Consider the following 21,618-nt stretch of genomic DNA (forward strand, 5'->3'; position numbering starts at 1 on the left):
CATGAAGCGCCTCGCGATTATCCTATCCCTGACGCTCGCCGGCTGCGCCGCCAGCGGACCCACACCTAATGCGGGGGGCGCCGACGCCCCCGTCCTGCGCATCGTCGCCGAGCCCGACGCCAACGGGCGCCGCCCGGTCGCGGTCGATGTGGTGCGGGTGGCCGACCCGGCGCTGGCCGGACGGCTGGCCGGGCTCGACGCCGCGGGCTGGTTCCGCGACCGCGAGGCGCTGAGCGCCGAGGCCGGCAGCCGCATCGCCATCGCCTCCTGGGAGATGGTGCCGGGCCAGAGCGTGCTCCTGCACAGCCTGCCCCCCTTCGCTACACCCCCGATCCAAACCCTCGTCTACGCGCGGTACGGCGCGCCCGGCGCCCACCGGCAGACGCTGGACGGCGCCGGCGCCCTGGACGTGCGGCTGGGACGGGACAGCTTCACCGTGGCTCCGCTGACGGAGGGAACGCCGTGACCGCCCAAATCGCTGCGGCGCAATCCGCCCCTACACCGAAGGCCGTCCTCGCCGGCGCCAAACCCGCCGGTACGCTGGCCCTGTTCCGCGCCTTCCAGGAGGATCTGCTGGCCGGCTGCGCCGACGCGCAGGCGCCGGCGGGAACGGTGGCCGACCGTCTGACCGCCACGCTCCATGGGATGAGCGGCGCCGCCGTCTCGCAAGGGCCGGGCGCGCATGGCACCGTGGTCAAGGCGGTCTTCGCCATGGCCATGCTGGCCGACCGCGCGCTGACCCAGACGCGGCCCGCCGACGCCGTGGTCTCCAGCCGCCTGTTCGGCGCGAACGCAACGCTGCAAACCCTGTTCGTCCAGGCCGACGACCTGATCCGCCAAGGCGCCAAGGCCGACCGCGGGCTGGCCGCCGTCTATCTCGCGGCGCTGGCGCTGGGCTTTCCCGACGACACCCAGGCGACCGCCCGCCGCCCCGCCCTGCACCGCATCGTCGTCGGCGAGCGCGCCGCGGCCAGCCATCCCAGCCCGCGCGCCTGCGAGCCGACGGACGGCGCCGTGCCCGGCTACCTCGCGCCGTCCGCGCGCCGCTGGTGGTGGGCGGTGGGCGGGACCGCCGTGCTGTTCCTGGTGGTCTCGCACCTGCTGTGGGCCGGCGCCGTCGGCGGCATCCAACGCGATCTGAACGGCGCCCGCGCCGCGGTCGAGGATATGGGGCTGTCATGGTCCTACTGATGCTCACGCTGGAGCTGGTGCTCTCCACCATCGGCTCCGCCATCGTCCATCTGCTGTCCTTCACCGTCACGCTGGCGCCCTACGCGCTGCTGGCGCTGCCGCTCTACATCTTCTATCGCCTCGGCCGGATGGTCTGGCCGAAGCTGCGCGGCTGGCGGCGCAAGCCCACCGCCAAGGGCACCGGCCAAAAGAAGGCGCCTGCGCGCCGGACCGCCCCGCCGGCGCCGCTGCGCGTCCGCGCCGAGGCCCCTCCCCCCACGAAGGCCGCAGCCGACACGCCGCCCAACGCCCGCGTCTACGGCGAGGGGCTGGACATCCTGACGCGGCAGATGCGCGGTCCCCTGCGCCGCGGCGACATCCCGTGGTTCCTCGCCTTCGGCGTCGGCGGACCCGCTCTGCTCGCCACCGACCCGACCCATGTCCGCTGGCCCGAGGACGGCAACGGCGAGAACGGCTGCTGGTGGTTCTGCGAAGGGGCGGCGATCCTGCACGCCGGCGCCGATTCCGCCGACGGCTCCCGGCTGGGCGCGTCCTGGCCGGCGCTGGTCGCGGCGATGCGCAAGCGGCCGATGCGCCGCCCGCTGGACGGCGTCCTGCTGATGGTCGGCGCCGACGAGTTGCGCGCCGCCGCCGAGCGCCCCGGCCCGCGCGACGCGCTGGCCAGGCGGGGCGCCGCCCTGCGGGAGCGCCTGCGGACCCTGCGCGACGAGCTCGGCGTGGTCGGCCCGGTGCATGTGGTCGTGGTCCGCGCCGAGGCGCTGGACGGCTTCACCGACCTCTGCGCCGCCATGCCGTCGGCCCTGCTGGACGGCGTGCTGGGCTGGACCAACCCCCAGGACTGGGCCAAGCCCTTCGAGCCGCGCCGCATCGACGAGGCCTTCGAGGCCATCGCCGCCGACATCGCCGTTCTGGAGGCCGACGCCTTCGCCGCCGGCACCGCCGGGGTGCGGCTGCCGCTGCTGCCGGCGTCCCTGGACACGCTGCGCCATCCGCTGGCGCTGTTCCTCGACGGTGTTCTGGGCGGCGACGACCAGGCGGAGCCCTTCCCGCTGCGCGGCATCGCCCTGACCGGCGCCTACGCCCCGGCCATCGGCGGGCGCCGCCCGGTCTTCGCCCGCAACCTGCTGCCGGGCCGCGCCTTCGCCGAGGCCGGCTATGGGCGGCCGTCCGACGCGGCCTACCAGCAGGCCCACAAGCGCCGCCGGATGGCCCAGGCCGCGCTCGCCGCCTCGGTCGCCGGCCTGTCGGTCGCCGCGTGGCAGGGCGTGTCCAGCGTGTCCGCCGGCAGCCCGCCGGTCGCCGCCGCCACCGCCGACCTGCGCCGGGCGCTGCTGGCGCGCGACGCCGTCACCGACGGCCCCCTGGCCGGTCGGGTGATCGCCGCCACGGCGGTGATGGAGCGCAGTTCCCTCGCCACGCCGCTGCTGCCGACCTCGCTGGTCAGCACCTTCGACGAGGACAAGAAGCGGCTCGCCTCCGTCACGCTGCGCCGCTCGGTGCTGCGGCCGATCCGCGACGCCCTGCTGCCCAGCGCCACCATGGCCGACCTGCCGCCGGTCGCCAACCCGCAGCGAGTTCGAGGATCTGCCCGCCTTCCGCCGGCTCGCCGAGCAGCTCGACCGCATCGGCGGGCGGCGCGACGCGCTGGAGCGCTACGACCGCTTCCGCCGCAACAGCGGCTTCGACGAGCTGAACGCGCTGGCCGAAAGCGTCTACGGCGCCGTCCCCCGGTCGCCGATGACGGCGACGGACGGCTACATCACGCGCATCGCCGCGGGCGCCGACCTGCCCAACCTGGACGCCCGGACCATCGCCGCGGCGGTGCGCGCGGAATCGGTGCAGCTCGCCGCTCCGCTGGCCGAGGAGCTGTATGGCCGCAACCCGCTCCGCCAGCGCGCCGAGGCCCTGGCCGAACGGCTGCGCGGCCTGCCGGAGACGCCGACCGCCGAGGATGTCGACGACGTCCGCCGCCTGACCGCCGCCGTCGCCGAAGCCGTTTCCTGGCCCATCGCCGGCGCCCTGCAGGAGCCCGCCCGCGGCCTGCCCGACGCGATCCGGGTGGCGCTCCAGAAGGCCGCCATCGCCGATCTGCCAGGCCGCGACACCACCGACCGCATCACCGAGGCCCTGTCCACCGCCGCGACCGGCGCCCGCGCCGCCGTCCTGGCGCTGGACGCGCCGCAGACCGGAACCCTGTTCGCGGTGGGTGACGGCGGCGCGTTGGTTCTCAACCCGGCGGTGACCGCGCTGCCGGACGCCCTGGCCGCCGACCTGCCCGCGCCGGTTCCCGACGCTCCGCCCGCCGAAGCCGTCAAGCCGGCCGAAGCCAAGGCCGCGGCATCCAAGCCCGCTGCGCCCAAGCCCGCAGAGCCGAAGCCCATTTCGCCCGAAGCGGAGCCGGCCAAGCCGGTCGCGGTGGCCCCGCCTCCGCGGCCGGCCCCATCGCCGGAACCCGCGGCGCCACCGCCCGCCGCGCCACCATCCGCTAATGTGGAGGCGCCGGCCGTCGTCGCGCATCTGCCGATCCCGCCCAGACTGCCGCCGGAAACCTCCGTTCCGGACAGCGACGTCGCCCTGTCGAAGCTGTCCACCGCCTTCGCGCAGACCCTCGCCGGGCGCTTCCCCTTCGTCGGCCCGGAACAGGCGCGCGGGGCGGCCGACGCCGACCCGCAGGACGTCCGCCGCTTCTACCGGCAGCTCGATGAGCACCGGGCGGCGGTGATGCGGGCCGCGACCCCCGACGTCGCCGCCTTCCTGGAACGGATGGAGGCCGCCCGCCCCCTGCTGGAGGCCATCGCCCGCCCGGCCCCCGTCAGCGTCCGCCTCACCTACGGAGCCAACCGCGCGCAGGAGGTCGGGGCGGAGCACATCATCGACTGGTCGGTGCGCTCCGGCGCCAGCGCGGTGGGGGCGGCGGCCAACGGCGGGACGCTCGCCTGGACGCCGGGCCAGCCGGTGCTGCTGAGCGCCCGCTGGGCCGCCGGGTCGCCCTACCGTCCGAAGGGCGCTGCGGCCGGCGGAACCGCCGCCGCGACCGGCGACACCATCACCCTGGCCGAGCGCGGACCGTGGGCGCTGCTGCGCCTGCTGAAGAGCCACGCCGCGTCCTCGTCGCGGGACGGCCTGCTGCTGCGCGTCGCCCTGCCCACGCAGACCATCGAGGGACAGCCGGCGCGCGACACCGTCCTGGTCCTGGGAGCGGCGGTCAGTATGGGCGGGCGCAACGAACTTCCGGCGCGCTCCCTCGATCTGCCGGCCCGCTTCCCGCAGAGGTAGTGAAGTTCATTATACAAAGAAAAGCTCATGATGAACTTTGTCACAATTCGCAGAAAGATGACGCAGCTTCCGACAAAAACTCCGACGGTGGTCATAGGCATTTAATGCGTTGTTAAGTACTGAAAATGTATCAAGTCGTTGGGACATATTGGATCGTTGGGCTGCCGTTCTCTGTCCAGCGAAAGTCCTGAGGACCCCCGCCTAATTTACCAGAAGCAATAAGGGCATTCTTTTACCAATCGCTTTTACAGCGGTTGATTGGCGATGTTTTGTTTCTTTCGGGATGCTGAGCTTGCGACGCATAACGTCCTAAGGCGTGTATCGAAAACCAAAGTTTCCACCTGAAATCAACCTCACCTGACCCTCGAAAGGTTTCGGATCATGGTAGACCGCAAGAAGCGCGCCCAGGAACTGATCAAGTATCACAGCTACGCCTCGGGCGCCTTCGGACTCATCCCCGTTCCCGGCGCGGACGTCGCCGCGGTCAGCGTGGCCCAGCTCAACCTGATCCATAAGCTCGCCAAGCTCTATGAGATCGAGTTCGCGCAGGAGCGCACCCGCGCGATCATCGGCGCGCTGATGGGCGGCGTCATGCCCGGCGCGCTCAGCTCCAGCGTGCTCGGCTCCGCCGTGAAGGCCGTTCCGTTCATCGGCACCGCCCTGGGCGTCGCCGTCATGCCGGCCCTGTCGCTGGCCGCCACCCAGGCGCTCGGCCGCGTGTTCGCGCAGCACTTCGAGACCGGCGGCACGCTGCTGGACTTCGACGTCGAGGCGATGCGCGAGCATTTCCGCAAGGAGTTCGAGGCCGCCCGGAACGAGGCCAAGGACGAGGCCGGCGAGGCCCCCGCCGCGGCCCCGCAGATGGAAGAGCAGCCGGTCCAGAAGGCCGGCTAAGGGCACGACGCCGGGGCGCCGGGCAAAGAAGGCCGAGCAAAGAAGGAAGCATCGCCGTGTTCGAGCTGATCTACATCGGTCTCTGCCTGCTGGTCGGGTTTCTGGGGATCGGCCGCCGCGGCGGCTTCCTGCTTTACGCCTTCCTGGCGGTGGTTCTGACCCCGCCCGGCGCCCTTCTCGTGATGATCCTGCTGACCACCCGCGCCAAGAAGCGGGCGAAGGCATGACGGCGGCGACGGCGTCCGTCCTCCGCCCGGTCCTGCGGCTCCTGCTGCCGGTCCTGCTGGCGCTGTTCGCCGCGATCCTTCCGGCGCGCGCCGAATACTGGACCATCGCGTCGGAAGACCATTTCCCGCCTTACAACTACTCCTTCAACGGCACCCGCACGGGGATCGACACCGAGATCGTCGTCGCCCTGCTGAAGGAACTGACCATCACCCCGGTCCACCGGCCGCTGTCCTGGACGGAGGTCGTCCGGTCGATGGACGAGAACACGGCCGACGTCGGGTTCCAGTTCATCGCCTCGCCCGCCCGTTTCGCGCAATACAACATGATCGGCCCGTTCCGCACCGGCACGACCGTCTTCATGGTGCGCAAGGACTCCCCCATCGCCTTCGAGCGGCTGGAGGACCTGACCCCCTACCGCATCGGCGTGGTCGACGGCTTCGCCTACGCGCCGGATTTCGACGCCGCGACCTATCTGGAAAAGGTCCCGTCGAGCAGCAACGTGGTCAATTTCCGCCGCCTGATCCTGGGCCGGGTGGACGTGATCGTCGGCGACCTGCACGTGCTGAACCACATGGCCAAGCAGGACGGGCGGCTGAAGGACGTGCGCGTCCTGCCCAAGCCGTTGGGCCTGATCCCCCGCTACATCGCCATGCCCAAGGCGCGCAAGGAGAAGGCGGAGCGGCTGCAGGCCGCCTTCGTCAAGCTGCGCGACAACGGAACGATCACCCGCATCCTCGACTCCTGGCTGGCGGAGTGAGGCGGAGCGATGAGCAAGAGCAAGACAAGCAAGCGCGTCGCCCCCAGCCGGCCCGTCTCGGCCCTGCTTCCCCTGATCGGGCTGGCCGACCGTGAGATCCTGACCCGGCTGGTGGTGACCGGCTGCGTCGCCGCCACCGCCAACCTCATCAGCCTGATGAGCCTCAGCGCCGAGCTGAACGGCTGGATGCGCGGCGAGGTGCTGGACACGCCCTTCCTGATCTTCTGCCTGGCGCTGCTGGTCTCCTACGCCTTCAGCAAGCGCTTCGTCGGGCTGGTGCTGACCACCGGCTTCAGCGCGCTGGCCGGGGTGCGGCGGCGCTTCCTGCAGACCGTCACGCTCGGCAACCACGCCGACATCCTCGACATGCAGGCGCGGCGCTCCTTCGACCTCGGCAACCACCATCTGGAGCGCATCGCGGCGCTGCTGCCCAACCTGTCGATCGCCGCCAACATGATGCTGGTGGCGGTCGTGGCCTACCTCTACCTGTGGACGCTGACCACGGTGGGCGCCACGCTGCTCCTGGTGGCCGGCGCGATGATCGGCGGCTGGTACGTGCGCGAGGCGCAGCGGACCCGCGCCCTGCTGGGTCAAGCCAAGGAGTCCGAGGTGCGGATGCTCCAGGGCTTCTCCGAGATCGTCGGCGGCAACGCCGAGATCAAGCTGGGCAAGGCGCGGCGCGACGAGCTGGCCCAGGCGGTCGAGGCCGACGTCGCCCAATGGGAGGACCTGAAGCGGCGCCACGGCCGCAATCTGGGCGAGCTGTTCTCCTGGATCGCCACCATCGTCATCGGCTTCTCCGCGGTCTTCGTCTTCATCTTCCCGCGCATGGGCGCGCTGTCGACGGCGGAGCTTCCGCTGGTGACCTCGGTCATCCTGTTCCTCGCCCGGCCGCTGTCGAAGTTCCTCAACGCCGTGCCCGACTACATCGCGGCGGAGGACGCGGCGAACCAGCTCACCACCCTGCTCGCCGCCATGCCGGCGGCGGAATACGCGCCGTCGAAGCTGGCCCGCGCGCCGCGCCGCTTCTCCGCCATCGAACTGCGCGGCGTGCGCTTCGCCTACCGCGCCGGGCTGCGGCCCGAGCCCTTCGTGATCGGTCCCATCGACATGACCATCCCGGCGGGCAGCGTCGTCGGCATCGTCGGCGCCAACGGGTCGGGCAAGTCCACCCTGCTGCGCGTCATCCCGCTGCTGTTCCGCCCGGACGAGGGGCAGGTGCTGCTCGACGGGCAGGCGGTGGAGGGCGACCGGCTGGAGAGCTACCGCGACCTGTTCTGCGCGGTGTTCCAGGACCACCATCTGTTCACCCGCCTGCCGCAGGGGCCGACCTTCGACGCGGAGCTGTTCCGCGAGATGCTGGCCTATCTGAAGATCGACCATCTGGTGCCGGAGACCGGCGACGGCCTGCTGAACCGCGACCTCTCCAAGGGCCAGCGCCGCCGCGTCGCTCTGGCCGTCGCGGTCGCGGAGGGGCGTCCGATCATCATCCTCGACGAATGGACGTCCGACCAGGACGCCGAGTTCCGCACCCGCTTCACCAACGAGATCATCGGCAAGCTGCGGGCGCTCGGCCGCACCGTGATCTTCGTGTCGCACGACGGCAACGCCTCGTCGGTCTGCGACGTCACCATTCACATGACAAACGGGCAGATGGACCTGCCGGCCGACAAGGCCGCGCCCCGCCCCGCCACGGCTTTGCTCCAGGAGACCGCGTGACATGGCTGACCAGGCCTTCACCTACGACGACGCCGACGCGACGCCGCAGCCGAAGTCGCGCCTGCGCGCGCTGCTCGGCAACTGGTACGAGGAGCACCGCCGGTCGCTGCTGTGCACGCTGCTGGTCGGTATTCTGATCTTCCTCTACTTCGCGCCGTCGATCGTCGTCTTCATCCCGGCCGGCCACGGCGGCGTGCTGTGGAAGCGTTTCCACCAGGGCACCCAGATGGCTCCGGCCCTGGCCGAGGGCGTGCACGTCATCTTCCCCTGGGACAAGATCGAGGTCTACGACCTGCGCCTGCAGGAGGACACCCGCTCCTACTCGGCCATCGCCAATGACGGCCTGAACGTCAGCATCGAGATCACGGTGCGCTACCGCCCCTACGCGGAGATGCTGGCCGCCCTGCACAAGAACGTCGGGCCGAACTATCTGGAAGTGCTGCTGGTGCCGGAGGTCGGGTCGGTCTCGCGCGAGATCGTGTCGCGCTTCAAGGCCGACGAACTTTACGCCCACCGCCGCCTGCGCGTTCAGACCGAGACTTTCGAGCAGGTCGCCGACCGCGTGATGTACGCCCAGATCATCGGGGCCGAGGACACGCCGAAGCCGGACGGGCGGACCAAGACCGGCTATCTGCTGATCCAGGACATCCTGATCCGCAACGTCTCGCTGCCCGAGGCGATCATGGTGTCGATCGAGCGCAAGATCCAGCAGGACCAGGCCGCCCAGGAATACCAGTTCCGCCTGCAGCGCGAGCTGTTCGAGAGCCAGCGCAAGCAGCTGGAAGGCCAGGGCATCCGCGCCTTCCAGGAGACGGTCCAGGCCAACCTGACCGAGAACTACCTGCGCTGGCGCGGCATCGAGGCGACGCTGGAGCTGGCCCATTCGCCCAACGCCAAGATCGTCGTCATCGGCAACGCCGCCAGCGGCGGGCTGCCGCTGATCCTCGACGCCGCTTCGGGCGGGGGCGCCACCCTCCCGATGCCCGGAACCCCCGCCCCCGGCGCGCCGCAGGCGGGGGCCGCGACGGTCACCATGCCGAGCGGCCTGCCGGTCCCGCCCGCCGCGCAGCTCCCCTCGCTGAGCGGCGAGGGCACCCCCGGACAGGTGCCGGTCGCCCAGATGCCCAGCCTGAACCAAGCGGGCGCCGAACCCGCGCCGGCCACGGCGGGCCACGCGCCGGCGGCGCCGGTCCCCGGCGTCAAGCCCCAGGCCGCAAGTGGCGCAGCGGGTGCTGCAAAGGACGGCAAGGCCGCGTCGGCCCCCATCCTGTCGACCATGTCGCCGTCCCGTCTGCTCGACCTCATTCAGCCCAAGTGAGCCGGCGATGGATCTCTGGCGCATCCTGAGACGCGACGCCCTGCGCAACATGCAGCCGCTGATGCTGCTGGCGGTGCTGGCGGCGGCCCTCAACCTCGCCCTGCTGACCTCGCTGAACAGCGCGCTGGTCATCATGGACGATCCGGAGGGGTTGCAGCGCCTGCTGTTCATCTTCCTGCTGTCCGCCTTCTCCTGGCGGTTCGCGCAGGGCTGGATGATGAGCGCGGCGTCCAAGCGGATGCAGGCGGCGCTGGCTGTCCTGCGCGTCGACCTGCTGCGCCGGGCGGTGGCCGCCGACCTGCCCGACGCCATGGCGGTCGGCTCCACCCGCCTCGCCCAGGTGGCCGGGCCGGAGTTGCAGCTTCTCGCCCAGGCGGTCCCGACCCTGGTCATCAGCTTCCAGTCGGTCGCGGCCATTGTCCTCTGCCTGCTCTACCTCGCCACACTGTCGAACGCCGCGGTGCTGATCGTGCTGGGCTTCCTGACGGTCGGCGGCGTCCTGATCGCGCGCTCCGTGCTGCGGCTGGAGCGGCTGTCGGAGACGATCCATGAGGCCGAGGGCGCGCTGTCGGAACGGTCGGACCACATCCTGCAGACGCTGCGCGAGTGCAAGCTGAACCGCCGCCGCGCCGCCAACGCGCTGTCCGACGCCACCGCCTGCGCCGAGGCTTTGCGGACGGAGCGCCACCGCTTCGGCGCCGAGTACAGCCACTACTTCACGCTGAGCGAACTGACCTATTACGCGGCGCTGGCCGGGATCATCTTCCTGCTGCCGGCGGTGACCAGCACCGACATCGCGACCGTCGTGCTGGCCGGCCACGCCGCCGCCTTCATCGCCTATCCGGTCATCACCATCGTCGCCTCCTACCCCTCCTACATCAGCGCCGAGACCGCCGCCCGCTCCTATCTGGCGGTGGAGGCGGAGCTGAAGGCGCCCCCCCGCCCCGCCACACCCCGTCCTGCGCAGCGCCGGGCCAAGGACGCGCCGCCGACCGGCTTCGCCGACTTCGCCACCCTCGCGCTCGACGGAGCGTCCTACCGCCACCCCGGGCGCGACGGCACCGGCTCCTTCACGGTCGGTCCCATCGACCTGTCGGTGCAGCGCGGCGACGTCGTCTTCGTCACCGGCCACAACGGCGCCGGCAAGAGCACGCTGATCCACCTGCTGCTCGGCCTCTACCCGGCGCAGCGCGGCAGCCTGACGGTGGACGGCGCGGTGGTGACGGCGGACACGCTGGGCTCCTACCGCGACCTGTTCTCCGTCGTCTTCTCCGACAACCACGTCACCCGCCAGCTCTACGGCGCGGTGTCGCTGGAGGACGGCTTCGCCGACGAGCTGCTCGACCTGCTGGAGATGTCCGACAAGGTGGCGGTCGAGGACCGCGCCTTCACGACGGTGGACCTGTCGCAGGGGCAGAAGAAGCGCCTCGCGCTGGCCGCCGCCCTGCTGGAGCGCAAGCCCGTGCTGGTGCTCGACGAATGGGCCGCCGACCAGTCCCCCTATTTCCGGCGGAAATTCTACCGCGAGATCATTCCCTGGATGAAGGCGCGCGGCATCACCGTGATCGCCGTGACCCACGACGACGCGTATTTCGACGCCGCCGACGTGCAGATCCAGGTGGAGCAGGGCGGTATCCGCCGGCTCGACACCCCTGCCCTTCCGGCCCCCGACCTGCTGCCCGCCTGATCCGACCAACGGATCGGGCCCGGTCGGTCGGAGCCACCAACCGAACCCTCCCCTCCCCCAGACGCGAGACCGAGGCACACCATGATCCTTCTCACCGGCGGCACCGGCTTTCTCGGTGGTTCCTTCTACCTCGACGCCGTCAAGAACGGGACCGCGGCGGACTGCCTGCTGCTGATCCGCGGCGCCGACGAGGCCGCCTGCCGCGCCCGTCTCGCCACCAACCTGATGCGCTGCGTCGACCGCGCCACGGCCCAGGCCTACGCCGATCTCTGCCAGATCATTCCGGGCGACCTGCAGTCGCTGGCCACCAGCACCGACCCGCGGCTGGACGCGGTGACCCACATCGTCCACGTCGCCGCCGACACCTCCTTCGACAGCCGCCATTCGGTCTGGCAGATCAACGTCGACGGCACGCTGGCGCTGGCCGCCCGCGCCCGCCGCATGAAGCACCTGCAACGCTTCCTGCACATCGGCACCGCCTTCTGCTGCGGCGAGACGCCGTGGCTGGAGATGGTCGAGGAGGCCCCGGCCCCCGGCCACGACACGCCGCACATCGTCGAATACACCCGCAGCAAGGCGGCGGCGGAGCGCGCCCTGGCCGCCGGCTTCCCCGACCTGCCGATCGTCGTCTGCCGCCCGTCCATCGTCGTTGGCCACACCGCGATGGGCGTGCGCCCCAGCGCCAGCATCTTCTGGTTCTTCCGGCTGGTCGACCGCACCGGCGTCCTGCCCTGCTCGCCGGACGGCTTCATCGACATCGTTCCGGTGGACTGGGCCTCGGCCCGGCTGCACGACCTGCTGCGCAAGCCCGACCTGAAGCACAACCTCTACCACATCTCCGCCGGCCTCGGCAGCCGGACGACCTGGAGCGACTTCCAGGCCGCCTTCGCCGCGCACGGCCATGAGGGCACCCGCCCCTACAGCTTCTTCGACCCGAAGGGTCCGGAAGGCTGGAAGCCCTTCGACCGCGCCTTCCGGCTGGCCTTCCCGCAGCGCGACATTCTGCACCGGACGATGATGGCGGGCGGGCGCAAGTACCACCGCTTCACCGCGCAGGACATCGCCTTCGACAACAGCCGCCTGCTCGCCGAGGGCTTCACCCCGCCGCCGCGCTTCGCCGACTACATCGGCGTCTGCCTGACCAACCCCGGCACGACCATCGCCGAGCAGTTCGTCGACGACGCCGCCAGCTTCGAGTTCGACGAGTCGCTGGCGCCGGCCACCGCCGCCGCCTGACGTTACTCCTGGAGAAGGACGCCATGCCGCTCCTCATCGCCACCCGCCTCGCCTCCAGCCCGATCCACGGGCTGGGGCTGTTCGCCGAGGAGGCGGTCGCCGCCGGCACGCCGGTGTGGGCGTTCGACGCCCGCATCGACCGCCTGCTGGCGCCCGACGACGCCGTGCTGGCCGAGTTTCCGCAGATCGCCCGGCTGGTCGACTTCCACGGCTGCGTGATCGAGGGGGTCGGCATCCTTCTGCCGGGGGACGACGCCCGGTTTCTCAACCACGCGGACGGTCCATCCATCGGGCGGGCCGATCCCGGCGACTGGCGGCGCTTCGTCGCCCGCCGCGCCATCGCCGCCGGGGAGGAGATCACCTGCAACTATGAGGACATCTGCGCCGACGTGCGCGAGGCCGGGGCGGCGCTCTATCTGACCGGGGCCGGGGCCGGGGCCGAGGAATGACCACGCCCGCGGCGCGCCCTCCCCTGCGGACCAGCTTCGTCGAGCCGGCGGCCCTGACGCCCGAGCGCCGGGCGGCGATGTTCGCCCTGCTCAGCGTCTGGTTCGAAGGCTACGGCGAGGACTATTTCAACGAGGAGCTGGAAGACCTCGACCACTGCGTGCTGCAGGAGGACGCCGGGACCGGGGAACTGGTCGGCTTCGCCACCGTCTACCGGCAGGCGGTGGAGATCGGCGGCACCGCCGTCGGCGCCTTCCACACCGCCCATTGCATCCTGGAGCGCCGCTTCTGGGGGTCGAACGAACTGGTGCGCTCGATGGTCGCCGAGATGGTCGCCCGCGCCCGCGCCGACCGTTCGGGACGGCTGTGGTACTGGAGCTACAGCGCGGTCGGCTACCGCTCCTACCGCTACATGCCGATGCTGTTCGTCCGCCACACGCCGCATCCGGACCAGCCTCCGGACGACCTCGACCGGGCCTTCCGCGACCACATCGGGCGGGAATGCTTCGCCCACTACTACGACGCCGACACCGGCACCGTGGACTGGCAGTGGCAGGGCTACGGCCTGACCGAGGAGGCCCGCGCCATCAGCGAGGCCAAGCTGGACAGCCCGGCCGTCGCCCAGTTCCGCCGCGTCAACCCGCGCTGGGCCGACAGCGTGGAGATCCTCTGCCTCGCCCGGCTGGAGGACGGCAACCTCACCGCCTTCGGCCGCCGCTGGTTTTGTACTAACCCTCTCCCCTCTGGGGAGAGGGTGGCCCGTAGGGCCGGTGAGGGGGTTGCGCTTTTGCCGAACGGTCTGACACGCGCAACTCCCTCACCCTAACCCTCTCCCCGGAGGGGAGAGGGGATTTCAAAACATCACCCCGCAAGCCTCGACCCTGGAATGACGACGCCCATGAACGCCTTCTCCCTTCGCGCCGCCGCTCTCGCCGGCACCGCCTTCGCCGCCCTGACGTCGGCCCCGGCCCTGGCCGAGCCGAGCTTCGACCTGATCCTCGGCGGCGACGCCTATTTCCAGGGCGCCTACATCCGCCAGCAGCAGGACGAGGGCCTGCGCCCGCGCGAGTTCGCCAACCGCTACCGTCTGGTCGTCACCCCGACGGCCACCGCCGACAACGGCCTGACCTACGGCGCGCGGCTGCGCATCGTGGCGGGCAACGGTGATCCCACCGTCTCGACCCGCAACATCGAGAACGACCGCGCCTTCCTGTTCGCCAACGGCGCCTTCGGCACGATCCAGGCCGGCGTCATCAACGGCCTGTCGGACGAATACGGGATGATCGGCCCGAACGTCGAGGGCGTGGCCGGCAGCCCGGACAGCAACGGCATCCTGTTCCTGAACGGCTCCTCGACCTTCGGCGCCCTGCCGCTGGCCGCCACCAGCCTGCGCACGCTGATCGCCTACGACACCGGGACCAAGTTCGTCTACATCACGCCGAGCTTCGGCGGCCTGTCGGCGGCGGTGTCCTACATGCCGCGCAGCGGCGACTCCAACAGCTCGGTCAACCGCCGCACCACCGACGCGCTGGGTGACCTGCTGTCCTTCCGCGACGTGGTCGAGGTCGGCGGCGCCTTCCAGACCGCGGTCGGCGATTTCAGCGTCGAGGGCAGCGCCTTCTACGCGACCGGCAAGGCGGTGCGCCAGACCGACGGCGTCGTCAGCCAGTCCTTCGAGGACCTGAACTCCGTCCATGTCGGGGCTAACGTCGGCTACGGCCCGGTGAAGGTCGGCGCCAGCTACGCCTACAGCGGCGACAGCGGCTACGCCGAGGGCCTCGCCCAGACGCGGGCGCAGCAGAACTGGATCTTCGGCGCGCAGTACAGCGCCGGGCCGCTGCTGTTCGCCGCCAACTACCTGCGGGCGCTGGGCAACGACAGCGCGACCATGTCCACGCCGAGCAAGGCGGACATCTGGCAGGGCGGCGTCACCTGGACCGTCGCCCCCGGCTTCACCGCCGGGCTGGAGTACGACTACGTGCAGTCCGCCCTGCAGGCGGCCCGCCCCGACGGCGGCGACCTGAAGGACCGCGCGCACATCGTGATGCTCGACACCCGTCTGGCCTTCTGATCGGGCCGACCGCTGCGGCCCGTGGAAAGCTCCAGGGGCCGCAGCGTTTTCGCGCCATCGACCCGCGCTGAATTCGTTTGTTGGCACCACGGAGCGCGGTCTACCCTGGCCACCCGAACCAACGTCAAAAGGGTGCGCCGGTGTTCGCGTTCCATCTCGCCTTTCCCATCCGGGACATCGAGGAAACCCGCCGTTTCTACGTCGATGTCCTGGGCTGCCGCGAAGGGCGCTCCACCGAGCGGTGGATCGATTTCGACTTCTTCGGCAACCAGATCTCCGCCCACCGCTCGTCCGAGCCGCGCTCGACCGAGACCAGCATGGTCGACGGCAAGGCGGTGCCGCTGCACCATTTCGGAGCGGTGCTGCCGCGCCCGGTGTGGGACGCGCTGAGGGCGCGGCTGGAGGCCGCCGGAGCGACCTTCCTGCTGGAGCCGCAGATCCGCTACCCCGGCAAGCCGTCGGAACAGGGGACTTTCTTCATCCTCGACCCCTCGGGCAACGGGCTGGAGTTCAAGAGCTTCACCGACGACTCCGGCATGTTCGCCCAGGTCGAGGCGACCTGAATAAGAAAGGTCGAGGCGACCTGACGCGCCGAGGGACGGTCTACACCGGCGGAGCGGCGTCCGGGGCCGGCGGCGCGGCGCTCTCGACCGGCGGGACCGGCGGCGCCGCCGGCACGTCGTCGCTGCCCTCGCTGCGGTCGCGGTAGAGGGCGGCACGGGCGAGCAGCATCAGCGTGATCGGCGTGGTCACCACCATGAAGATCGCGATCAGAATTTCGTGCAGCACAAGCCGCGACTGCAGCACGGTGAAGCAGAGCATCGAGGCCAGCAGCACGGAGCCGATGCCCATGGTGGTGCCCAGCGTCGGAGCGTGGACGCGCTCGTAGAAGCTGCGCAGACGCACGAACCCGATCGACCCGATCAGCGCCAGCGAGGCGCCGAGCAGGAGGAGAAGCGCCACCGGGATCGCCGCCCAGACCGGCAGGTCGGCCAGATGCGTCATTCGATCACCTCTCCGCGCATGAGGAACTTCGCCAGCGCCGCCGTCGCGACGAAGCCGAGCAGCGCGATGATCAGCGCCGCCTCGAAATAGAGCGTGCTGCCGGTGCGGATGCCGAAGGTCAGCAGCAGCATCGTGGCGTTGACGTAGAGCGTGTCGAGCCCGAGCACCCGGTCCTGCGCCCGCGGCCCGCGCAGCACGCGGTACGTCGCGCAGGCCATCGCGGCGACCAGCAGGATCTGCGCCAGGAAGATCGACCAGAGCAGCAGCGTGGCGGTCATTCGAAGATCTCCATCAGGCGCTTCTCGTACCGTCCCTTGATGGTGTCGATCCAGGTCTTCTCGTCGACCAGATCGAGGATGTGGAGAAGGATGCTGTTGTTCGCGGAGTTGTATTCCACCCAGATCGTCCCCGGCGTCCCTGTGATGATGCAGGCCAGAGTCGCCAGACCGTAGGGCGCCCGCATGTCGAGCGGGATGCGCAGGAAGCCGGACACCCGCTCCGTCTTGCGCGGGTTCAGAATGATCTTGGCAACCGCGAGGTTGGAGCGCGCGACGTCGGCCATCACCAGCCCGGCCAGCGCGAACGCGGCACGCGGCCGCTTCAGCCGTCCGCCCGGCGGGTCGAGGGCCCGGAAGCCCCAGAGCGCGATGGTCGCCAGGATGGTCCCCATCAGGATCGAGCCGAGCGCCACGCTCTCGGTCAGCAGCAGCCACATCGCCACGAGCGCGGCGGTCAGCAGCGGGTACGGCCACCAGCGCTTCATGGCGCGACTCCCTTGCCGGTTCCCGGCGCCGCGGTGGTCATCACCCCCTGGACGTAGCGCTCCGGTCCGTGCAGGGAGCGGGCAGTGTCCTCCATGTAGCGCATCACCGGCCCGGCCTGGACGGTCAGCGCCACGCAGAGCGCCAGCAGCAGCATTACCGGCCCGAGTTCCACGAGGCGCACGCGCGGCAGGTCGCCAGCGGGCGACGCCCAGAAGACGTCGATGCCGGTGCGGCTCATCGCGACCACCGTCGCCAGACCGGACAGGATCAGCGCCGCCATCAGCGCCCAGGTGGTGATGGGAAGCCCCTCCGCCCCCTGCGCCAGCATCGGCGCCAGGATGGCGAACTTGGCGAGGAAGCCGGACAGCGGCGGCAAGCCGGCGAGCAGCAGCGCGCAGGCCATGAAGGCGATGCCGAGGATCGCCATGATCGCCGGGATCGACACGCCGATGGCGTCGTCGTCGTCGGATTCCTCGTCCTCGCCCTCGCCGAAGGCCTCGCGGGTCACCGCCAGCACGTCGGCGCCGACCATGCGGCCGCGCTCCACCAGCTCGATCAGCAGGAACAGCCCGGCGATCGCCAGGACGGAACTGGTCATGTAGAACAGGGCGCCGCCGGTGACCGCCGCCTGTCCGGCGCCGATGGCGGCCAGCAGCGTGCCGGAGGAGACCAGCACGCTGGCCCCGGCCAGCCGCGCCAGATTTTGCGTCGCCAGCACCGCGATGGAGCCGAAGGCGATGGTCAGCACCCCGCCGATCAGCAGCCAGTGCCCGCCGAACCCCGCCGAGGTCCCGGCGCTGTCGCCGAAGACCAGCAGCCAGATCCGGATGATGGCGTAGATGCCGACCTTGCTGAGGATCGAGATGATCGCCGCCGACGGCGCGCCGACCGTGGTGTAGGTGTTCGGCAGCCAGAAGCCGAGCGGCCACATGCCGGCCTTGATCAGGAAGGCGACGCCGAGGATCGCCGCCCCGGCCTCCAGCAGCCCGCGGTCCTCCGGCGCCACCGCGGCGATGCGGACGGCCAGCTCCGCCATGTTCAGCGTGCCGGACACGCCGTAGATCATGCTCACCCCGATCAGGAAGAGCAGGGACGCCGCCAGATTGATGGCGATGTAATGCAGCCCGGCGCGGACACGGGCGAGGCCGGAGCCGTGCAACGCCAGCCCGTAGGAGGCGGCCAGCATGATCTCGAAGAAGACGAAGAGGTTGAACAGGTCGCCGGTCAGGAACGCGCCGTTCAGCCCCATCAGCTGGAACTGGAACAGCGAATGGAAATGGGCGCCCGCCCGCTGCCAGCGCGCCAGCGCGAAGACAAGGGCGGACAGGCCAAGGATGCCGGTCAGCACCAGCATCATCGCCGACAGCCGGTCGAGCACCAGGACGATGCCAAACAGCGACGGCCAGTCGCCCAGCCGGTAGACGCGCACCGTGGCGTCCGCCCCGGTGGCGGTGTGGTCCGTCAGATAGAGCAGCAGCACAGCCAGCGCCAGCAGCACCGAGGCCGACACCACCCCGAGCGTGGCCTTCAGAGCCCGCCGCCGCTCGTCGATCAGCATCAGCAGCGCGCCGACCAGCAACGGGATGATGATCGGCGCGATCACCAGATGATTCATCCAAGCGCTCATTGGCCACCCGTTCACCGGGACTTCTCCTTACCGTCCACATGGTCGGTTCCCGTCAGGCCTCGCGCGGCGAGGAGCAGGACGAGGAACAGCGCCGTCGTCGCGAAGCTGATGACGATGGCCGTGAGGACCAGGGCCTGGGGCACCGGGTCGGCGTGGCTGGCGAGGCTGCCGGCCATGCCGCGCTCCAGCACCGGCGCCGCCCCCGTCCGCAGGCCGCCGGTCGAGAAAATGAAGAGGTTGACGGCGTAGGAGAGCAGCGACAGGCCGATGATGACCTGGAAGGTGCGGGGACGCAGCAGCAGCCAGACGCCGGAGCCCGTCAGCACCCCGATCCCGAGGGCGAGGATAAGTTCCATCAGTCGTCTCCGGTTGCGGCGGTCGGGGCGCCAGTCGGGGCAGCGGTCGCGACCGGAGCGGGCGCCGCGGGGGCGCTCGCCGCCGGAGCGCGGGGTGCGGCGGCGCGATGGCCGCGGACCGACTGGCGGGCCAGCGCGATCAGGGTCAGCATGGTCGCGCCGATGACCAGGGCGAACACGCCGATGTCGAACAGCAGAGCGCTCGCCGTCGGAATCTCGCCGATGAGCGGCAGGTGCGCGTAGGCGAAATAGGTGGTCAGGAAGGGCCGGCCGAACAGCAGGGCGCCCAGGCCCGTGCCGGCGGCCAGCAGAAGCCCGAGGCCCATCCAGCGCAGCGGCAGCACGCGCAGCCGTGCCTCCACCCACTGCGTGCCGCCCAGCATATATTGCAGGATCATGGCGATCGAGCCCATCAGCCCCGCGGCGAAGCCGCCGCCGGGCAGGTCGTGGCCGCGCAGCAGCAGGAACAGCGCGACCATGCCGACCACCGGGAACAGCAGACGCGCGATCACCGACGGAATCAGCAGCCAGTCGGCCACCGTGTCGCCCTCCCGCCGCTCCGGCCGGGCGATGTCGTAGGCGCTCTGGTCGCGCTGCTGCTCCGGCACGTCCACGCTGTCGGGGGCCGGGCGGAAGCGGCGCAGCAGCGCGTAGGCGGTCAGCGCCACCACCCCCAGCACGGCGATCTCGCCCAGCGTGTCGAAGCCGCGGAAGTCGACCAGGATCACGTTGACGACGTTGGTGCCGCCGCCCTCGGTGTAGGCGCGCTCCAGGAAATGCTGCGCCAGGATCTCCGGCGGGAAGCGGGTCATCACGCCGAAGGCCAGCCCGGCCATGCCGAGGCCGGCGGTGATGGCGATGGCGAGGTCGCGCAGGCGGCGCCCCGTCCGCATCACCTCCGACGTGCCAGTGCCGGGCAGCCGCTTGGGCAGCCAGCGCAGGCCGAGCAGCAGCAGGATCGTGGTGACGATCTCGACCAGCAGCTGGGTCAGCGCGAGGTCGGGGGCGGAGAACCAGACGAAGGTGACGCAGGTGACCAGACCGGTGCCGCCGAGCAGGATCAGCGCGGCGAGGCGGTGGAACTTGGCCTGCCACGCCGCCCCCAGCGCGCAGGCAGCACCGATCGCCCAGATCAGGGCGAGCACCGGATCGATGCCCTGCGGCACCAGATTGCCCGGACCGAGGCCGCGCCGGTAAACCGCCCAGCCCGCGGCCAGGATGGCGACGCAGACGACCAGCCGGAGCTGCGGCTGCAGCCGCCGGGTGCCGAGCAGCCCCTCCAGCGTCCGGGCGAGGCGCCAGGACAGGAAGACCATGCTGCGCTCGAACATGCGGCGGCCTTCCAGCCGGCTGATGAAGGGCGGGCCCTCGATGTTGCGGCGGAACAGCGGCTGCAGCAGGAAGTAGAGCGTCACGCCGGCCGCCAGGGCGAGCAGGCTCATCACCAGCGGCGTGTTGAAGCCGTGCCAAACCGCCAGGCTGTATTCCGGCGTCGCGGCGCCGAGCGCGGCGTGGGCCGCCATGTTCAGGTACGGCCCCACGGTGGCCGCGGGCAGCAGCCCGATGATGATGCAGGCCAGCGCCAGGATTTCGACCGGAAGGCGCATCCAGGCCGGTGGCTCGTGCGGCAGGTGCGGCAGGTCGACCGGGTCGGGGCCGAAGAAGGCGCCGTGGATGAAGCGCAGCGAATAGGCCACGGCGAAGGCGCTCGCCACCATCGCGGCGAAGGGCAGGATGTCGAGCAGGAAGGTCACGGACCCCTGGGCCGTCAGCGTCTCAGCGAAGAACATCTCTTTCGAGATGAAGCCGTTCATCAACGGCACGCCGGCCATGGCCGCCGCCGCCACCATCGCCAGCCGCGTCGTGAAGGGCATGAAGCGGTTCAGGCCGGACAGGCGCCGGAGGTCGCGGGTGCCCGTTTCATGGTCGATGATGCCGGCGGCCATGAACAGCGACGCCTTGAAGGCGGCGTGGTTGATGATGTGGAAGATCGCCGCGACCATGGCGAGTTCGCTGTTGAGGCCGAGCAGCAGCGTGATCAGCCCGAGATGGCTGATGGTCGAATAGGCCAGAAGTCCTTTCAAGTCGTTCTGGAAGATCGCCACATAGGCGCCGATCAGCAGGGTGGCCAGACCGGCGCTGCCGACGATCCAGAACCACGCGTCCGTCCCCGCCAGCACCGGCCACAGCCGGGCCATCAGGAAGACGCCGGCCTTCACCAGCGTCGCCGAATGCAGGTAGGCCGAAACGGGGGTGGGCGCCGCCATGGCGTGCGGCAGCCAGAAATGGAACGGGAACTGCGCGCTCTTGGTCAGCGCGCCCATCAGGATGAGGACCAGCGCCGGCAGGTAGAGCGCGTGCTCGCGGATCTTGTCGCCCGAGGCCAGGACCACGTCGAGGTTGTAGCTGCCAACGATGTGGCCGAGCAGCAGCACCCCCGCGAACAGGCACAGCCCGCCTGTCGCGGTGATGGTCAGCGCCATGCGCGCGCCGTCGCGCGCCGCCGCCGTGTGGTGCCAATAACCGATCAGCAGGAAGGAGAAGAGGCTGGTCAGTTCCCAGAAGAAGGCGATCTGGATCAGGTTGCCGGAGAGCACCACCCCCGTCATCGACCCCATGAAGGCCAGCAGGAACGCGAAGAAGCGGGGGACCGGGTCGTCCGCCGACATGTAATAGCGCGCGTAGAGCACAACGAGCGCGCCGACGCCGAACACCAGACCGGCGAACAGCCACGCGAAGCCGTCCATCCGCAACACGAGATCAAGGCCGAGCGACGGCATCCAGGCCATCGAATGGCGGATCACCCCGCCCGCCGCCACCGTCGGGTAGGCGGCCCACACCAGACCCAGCCCGATGATCGCGATCGCACCGGCCAGCCACGCCGCGGTGTTGCGCGCGTGCGTCGGCAGCATTCCGGCGACGATCGCGCCGACGAACGGAAGGCCGGTGGCGGCCAGGAGCAACAGGGCGTCGGACATGGTCTGTGACAATGGGGTCTCGGGCAATCGGAGGGGCCAAAATGCTGAGAACTGTCGGCTTTAC

Annotated in this window: 20 protein-coding genes; 14 read left to right on the forward strand and 6 right to left on the reverse strand. The window is 70.6% G+C overall.

All coding sequences use genetic code 11. The features are described 5' to 3' along the window. The first annotated feature begins 1 nt into the window (after position 1). From ACWPN5_RS23455 to ACWPN5_RS23520, 14 genes are all read left to right on the forward strand, one after another. Positions 2–466 carry a hypothetical protein gene (locus ACWPN5_RS23455; protein ID WP_492297654.1) on the forward strand — a complete coding sequence of 155 codons (465 nt, stop codon included), beginning with the start codon at positions 2–4 and terminating at the stop codon, positions 464–466. Beyond that, entirely contained in the window at positions 463–1,191 is a 729-nt protein-coding gene (locus ACWPN5_RS23460; protein ID WP_492297656.1) for a hypothetical protein, read from the forward strand. Before ACWPN5_RS23455 ends, ACWPN5_RS23460 begins: the two co-directional genes overlap by 4 nt. Beyond that, entirely contained in the window at positions 1,179–3,401 is a 2,223-nt protein-coding gene (locus ACWPN5_RS23465; RefSeq protein WP_492297658.1) for a type VI secretion system protein, read from the forward strand. Before ACWPN5_RS23460 ends, ACWPN5_RS23465 begins: the two co-directional genes overlap by 13 nt. Before the next feature lie 1,447 nt (positions 3,402–4,848). After that, positions 4,849–5,361: a YcjF family protein gene (locus ACWPN5_RS23470; protein ID WP_145689502.1), complete on the forward strand. Its 513-nt coding sequence runs from the start codon at positions 4,849–4,851 to the stop codon at positions 5,359–5,361. A 56-nt stretch (positions 5,362–5,417) separates the two neighbouring features. Then, positions 5,418–5,588 carry a hypothetical protein gene (locus ACWPN5_RS23475; protein WP_167555913.1) on the forward strand — a complete coding sequence of 57 codons (171 nt, stop codon included), beginning with the start codon at positions 5,418–5,420 and terminating at the stop codon, positions 5,586–5,588. Then, positions 5,585–6,346, forward strand: coding sequence for a substrate-binding periplasmic protein (locus ACWPN5_RS23480; protein WP_492297660.1), 762 nt, complete (start codon positions 5,585–5,587; stop codon positions 6,344–6,346). The genes ACWPN5_RS23475 and ACWPN5_RS23480 overlap by 4 nt, the downstream gene beginning before the upstream one ends. Positions 6,347–6,355: 9 nt before the next feature. Further along, a complete protein-coding gene (locus ACWPN5_RS23485; protein ID WP_492297663.1) occupies positions 6,356–8,065 on the forward strand; it encodes an ATP-binding cassette domain-containing protein in 1,710 nt (569 codons plus the stop codon). A 1-nt stretch (position 8,066) separates the two neighbouring features. Then, positions 8,067–9,383: a prohibitin family protein gene (locus tag ACWPN5_RS23490; protein WP_145689507.1), complete on the forward strand. Its 1,317-nt coding sequence runs from the start codon at positions 8,067–8,069 to the stop codon at positions 9,381–9,383. A gap of 7 nt (positions 9,384–9,390) precedes the next feature. Further along, positions 9,391–11,070, forward strand: a complete 1,680-nt coding sequence (locus tag ACWPN5_RS23495) for an ATP-binding cassette domain-containing protein (RefSeq protein ID WP_492297665.1) — start codon at positions 9,391–9,393, stop codon at positions 11,068–11,070. Between the two features lie 81 nt (positions 11,071–11,151). Continuing rightward, positions 11,152–12,306, forward strand: a complete 1,155-nt coding sequence (locus ACWPN5_RS23500; RefSeq protein ID WP_492297667.1) for an SDR family oxidoreductase — start codon at positions 11,152–11,154, stop codon at positions 12,304–12,306. A gap of 23 nt (positions 12,307–12,329) precedes the next feature. Further along, on the forward strand, positions 12,330–12,755 hold the full coding sequence (locus tag ACWPN5_RS23505; protein ID WP_492297669.1) for an SET domain-containing protein: 426 nt from the start codon (positions 12,330–12,332) through the stop codon (positions 12,753–12,755). Continuing rightward, positions 12,752–13,579, forward strand: coding sequence for a hypothetical protein (locus ACWPN5_RS23510; RefSeq protein WP_492297671.1), 828 nt, complete (start codon positions 12,752–12,754; stop codon positions 13,577–13,579). Before ACWPN5_RS23505 ends, ACWPN5_RS23510 begins: the two co-directional genes overlap by 4 nt. Positions 13,580–13,639: 60 nt before the next feature. Continuing rightward, the gene (locus tag ACWPN5_RS23515) at positions 13,640–14,824 is read left to right on the forward strand and encodes a porin (protein ID WP_492297673.1); all 1,185 of its coding nucleotides are present in this window, start codon (positions 13,640–13,642) and stop codon (positions 14,822–14,824) included. Positions 14,825–14,964: 140 nt separating this feature from the next. Continuing rightward, positions 14,965–15,387, forward strand: a complete 423-nt coding sequence (locus ACWPN5_RS23520; RefSeq protein WP_492297675.1) for a VOC family protein — start codon at positions 14,965–14,967, stop codon at positions 15,385–15,387. Between the two features lie 40 nt (positions 15,388–15,427). Here the strand turns inward: ACWPN5_RS23520 and mnhG are convergent, their stop codons facing one another. From mnhG to ACWPN5_RS23550, 6 genes are read right to left on the reverse strand one after another with little or no spacing between them, the layout of a single operon-like run. Further along, complete coding sequence (gene mnhG, locus ACWPN5_RS23525) at positions 15,428–15,829, reverse strand: monovalent cation/H(+) antiporter subunit G (RefSeq protein ID WP_492297677.1); 402 nt, start codon at positions 15,827–15,829, stop codon at positions 15,428–15,430. Next, positions 15,826–16,107, reverse strand: a complete 282-nt coding sequence (locus tag ACWPN5_RS23530; protein WP_145626980.1) for a K+/H+ antiporter subunit F — start codon at positions 16,105–16,107, stop codon at positions 15,826–15,828. Before ACWPN5_RS23530 ends, mnhG begins: the two co-directional genes overlap by 4 nt. Beyond that, a complete protein-coding gene (locus ACWPN5_RS23535; protein ID WP_492297679.1) occupies positions 16,104–16,592 on the reverse strand; it encodes a Na+/H+ antiporter subunit E in 489 nt (162 codons plus the stop codon). Before ACWPN5_RS23535 ends, ACWPN5_RS23530 begins: the two co-directional genes overlap by 4 nt. Continuing rightward, positions 16,589–18,208 (reverse strand): monovalent cation/H+ antiporter subunit D, encoded by a 1,620-nt coding sequence (locus ACWPN5_RS23540; RefSeq protein ID WP_492297681.1) that lies wholly within the window; start codon positions 18,206–18,208, stop codon positions 16,589–16,591. The genes ACWPN5_RS23535 and ACWPN5_RS23540 overlap by 4 nt, the downstream gene beginning before the upstream one ends. A gap of 23 nt (positions 18,209–18,231) precedes the next feature. Next, positions 18,232–18,576 (reverse strand): Na+/H+ antiporter subunit C, encoded by a 345-nt coding sequence (locus ACWPN5_RS23545; RefSeq protein WP_145689519.1) that lies wholly within the window; start codon positions 18,574–18,576, stop codon positions 18,232–18,234. Beyond that, on the reverse strand, positions 18,576–21,554 hold the full coding sequence (locus tag ACWPN5_RS23550; protein WP_492297683.1) for a monovalent cation/H+ antiporter subunit A: 2,979 nt from the start codon (positions 21,552–21,554) through the stop codon (positions 18,576–18,578). Before ACWPN5_RS23550 ends, ACWPN5_RS23545 begins: the two co-directional genes overlap by 1 nt. Positions 21,555–21,618 lie beyond the last annotated feature (64 nt).

The organism is Azospirillum sp. UENF 211521 (genome assembly GCF_058780535.1).

What these genes read in the sequence shown, in the direction of transcription:
- ACWPN5_RS23535 (WP_492297679.1), bottom strand. Translation starts at nt 16,592, where the DNA reads ATGAAGCGCTGGTGGCCGTACCCGCTGCTGACCGCCGCGCTCGTGGCG.
- ACWPN5_RS23530 (WP_145626980.1), bottom strand. Translation starts at nt 16,107, where the DNA reads ATGACCGCCACGCTGCTGCTCTGGTCGATCTTCCTGGCGCAGATCCTG.
- ACWPN5_RS23500 (WP_492297667.1), top strand. Translation starts at nt 11,152, where the DNA reads ATGATCCTTCTCACCGGCGGCACCGGCTTTCTCGGTGGTTCCTTCTAC.
- ACWPN5_RS23510 (WP_492297671.1), top strand. Translation starts at nt 12,752, where the DNA reads ATGACCACGCCCGCGGCGCGCCCTCCCCTGCGGACCAGCTTCGTCGAG.
- ACWPN5_RS23540 (WP_492297681.1), bottom strand. Translation starts at nt 18,208, where the DNA reads ATGAATCATCTGGTGATCGCGCCGATCATCATCCCGTTGCTGGTCGGC.
- mnhG (WP_492297677.1), bottom strand. Translation starts at nt 15,829, where the DNA reads ATGACGCATCTGGCCGACCTGCCGGTCTGGGCGGCGATCCCGGTGGCG.
- ACWPN5_RS23550 (WP_492297683.1), bottom strand. Translation starts at nt 21,554, where the DNA reads ATGTCCGACGCCCTGTTGCTCCTGGCCGCCACCGGCCTTCCGTTCGTC.
- ACWPN5_RS23545 (WP_145689519.1), bottom strand. Translation starts at nt 18,576, where the DNA reads ATGGAACTTATCCTCGCCCTCGGGATCGGGGTGCTGACGGGCTCCGGC.
- ACWPN5_RS23505 (WP_492297669.1), top strand. Translation starts at nt 12,330, where the DNA reads ATGCCGCTCCTCATCGCCACCCGCCTCGCCTCCAGCCCGATCCACGGG.
- ACWPN5_RS23515 (WP_492297673.1), top strand. Translation starts at nt 13,640, where the DNA reads ATGACGACGCCCATGAACGCCTTCTCCCTTCGCGCCGCCGCTCTCGCC.
- ACWPN5_RS23490 (WP_145689507.1), top strand. Translation starts at nt 8,067, where the DNA reads ATGGCTGACCAGGCCTTCACCTACGACGACGCCGACGCGACGCCGCAG.
- ACWPN5_RS23485 (WP_492297663.1), top strand. Translation starts at nt 6,356, where the DNA reads ATGAGCAAGAGCAAGACAAGCAAGCGCGTCGCCCCCAGCCGGCCCGTC.
- ACWPN5_RS23480 (WP_492297660.1), top strand. Translation starts at nt 5,585, where the DNA reads ATGACGGCGGCGACGGCGTCCGTCCTCCGCCCGGTCCTGCGGCTCCTG.
- ACWPN5_RS23455 (WP_492297654.1), top strand. Translation starts at nt 2, where the DNA reads ATGAAGCGCCTCGCGATTATCCTATCCCTGACGCTCGCCGGCTGCGCC.
- ACWPN5_RS23470 (WP_145689502.1), top strand. Translation starts at nt 4,849, where the DNA reads ATGGTAGACCGCAAGAAGCGCGCCCAGGAACTGATCAAGTATCACAGC.
- ACWPN5_RS23495 (WP_492297665.1), top strand. Translation starts at nt 9,391, where the DNA reads ATGGATCTCTGGCGCATCCTGAGACGCGACGCCCTGCGCAACATGCAG.
- ACWPN5_RS23465 (WP_492297658.1), top strand. Translation starts at nt 1,179, where the DNA reads ATGGTCCTACTGATGCTCACGCTGGAGCTGGTGCTCTCCACCATCGGC.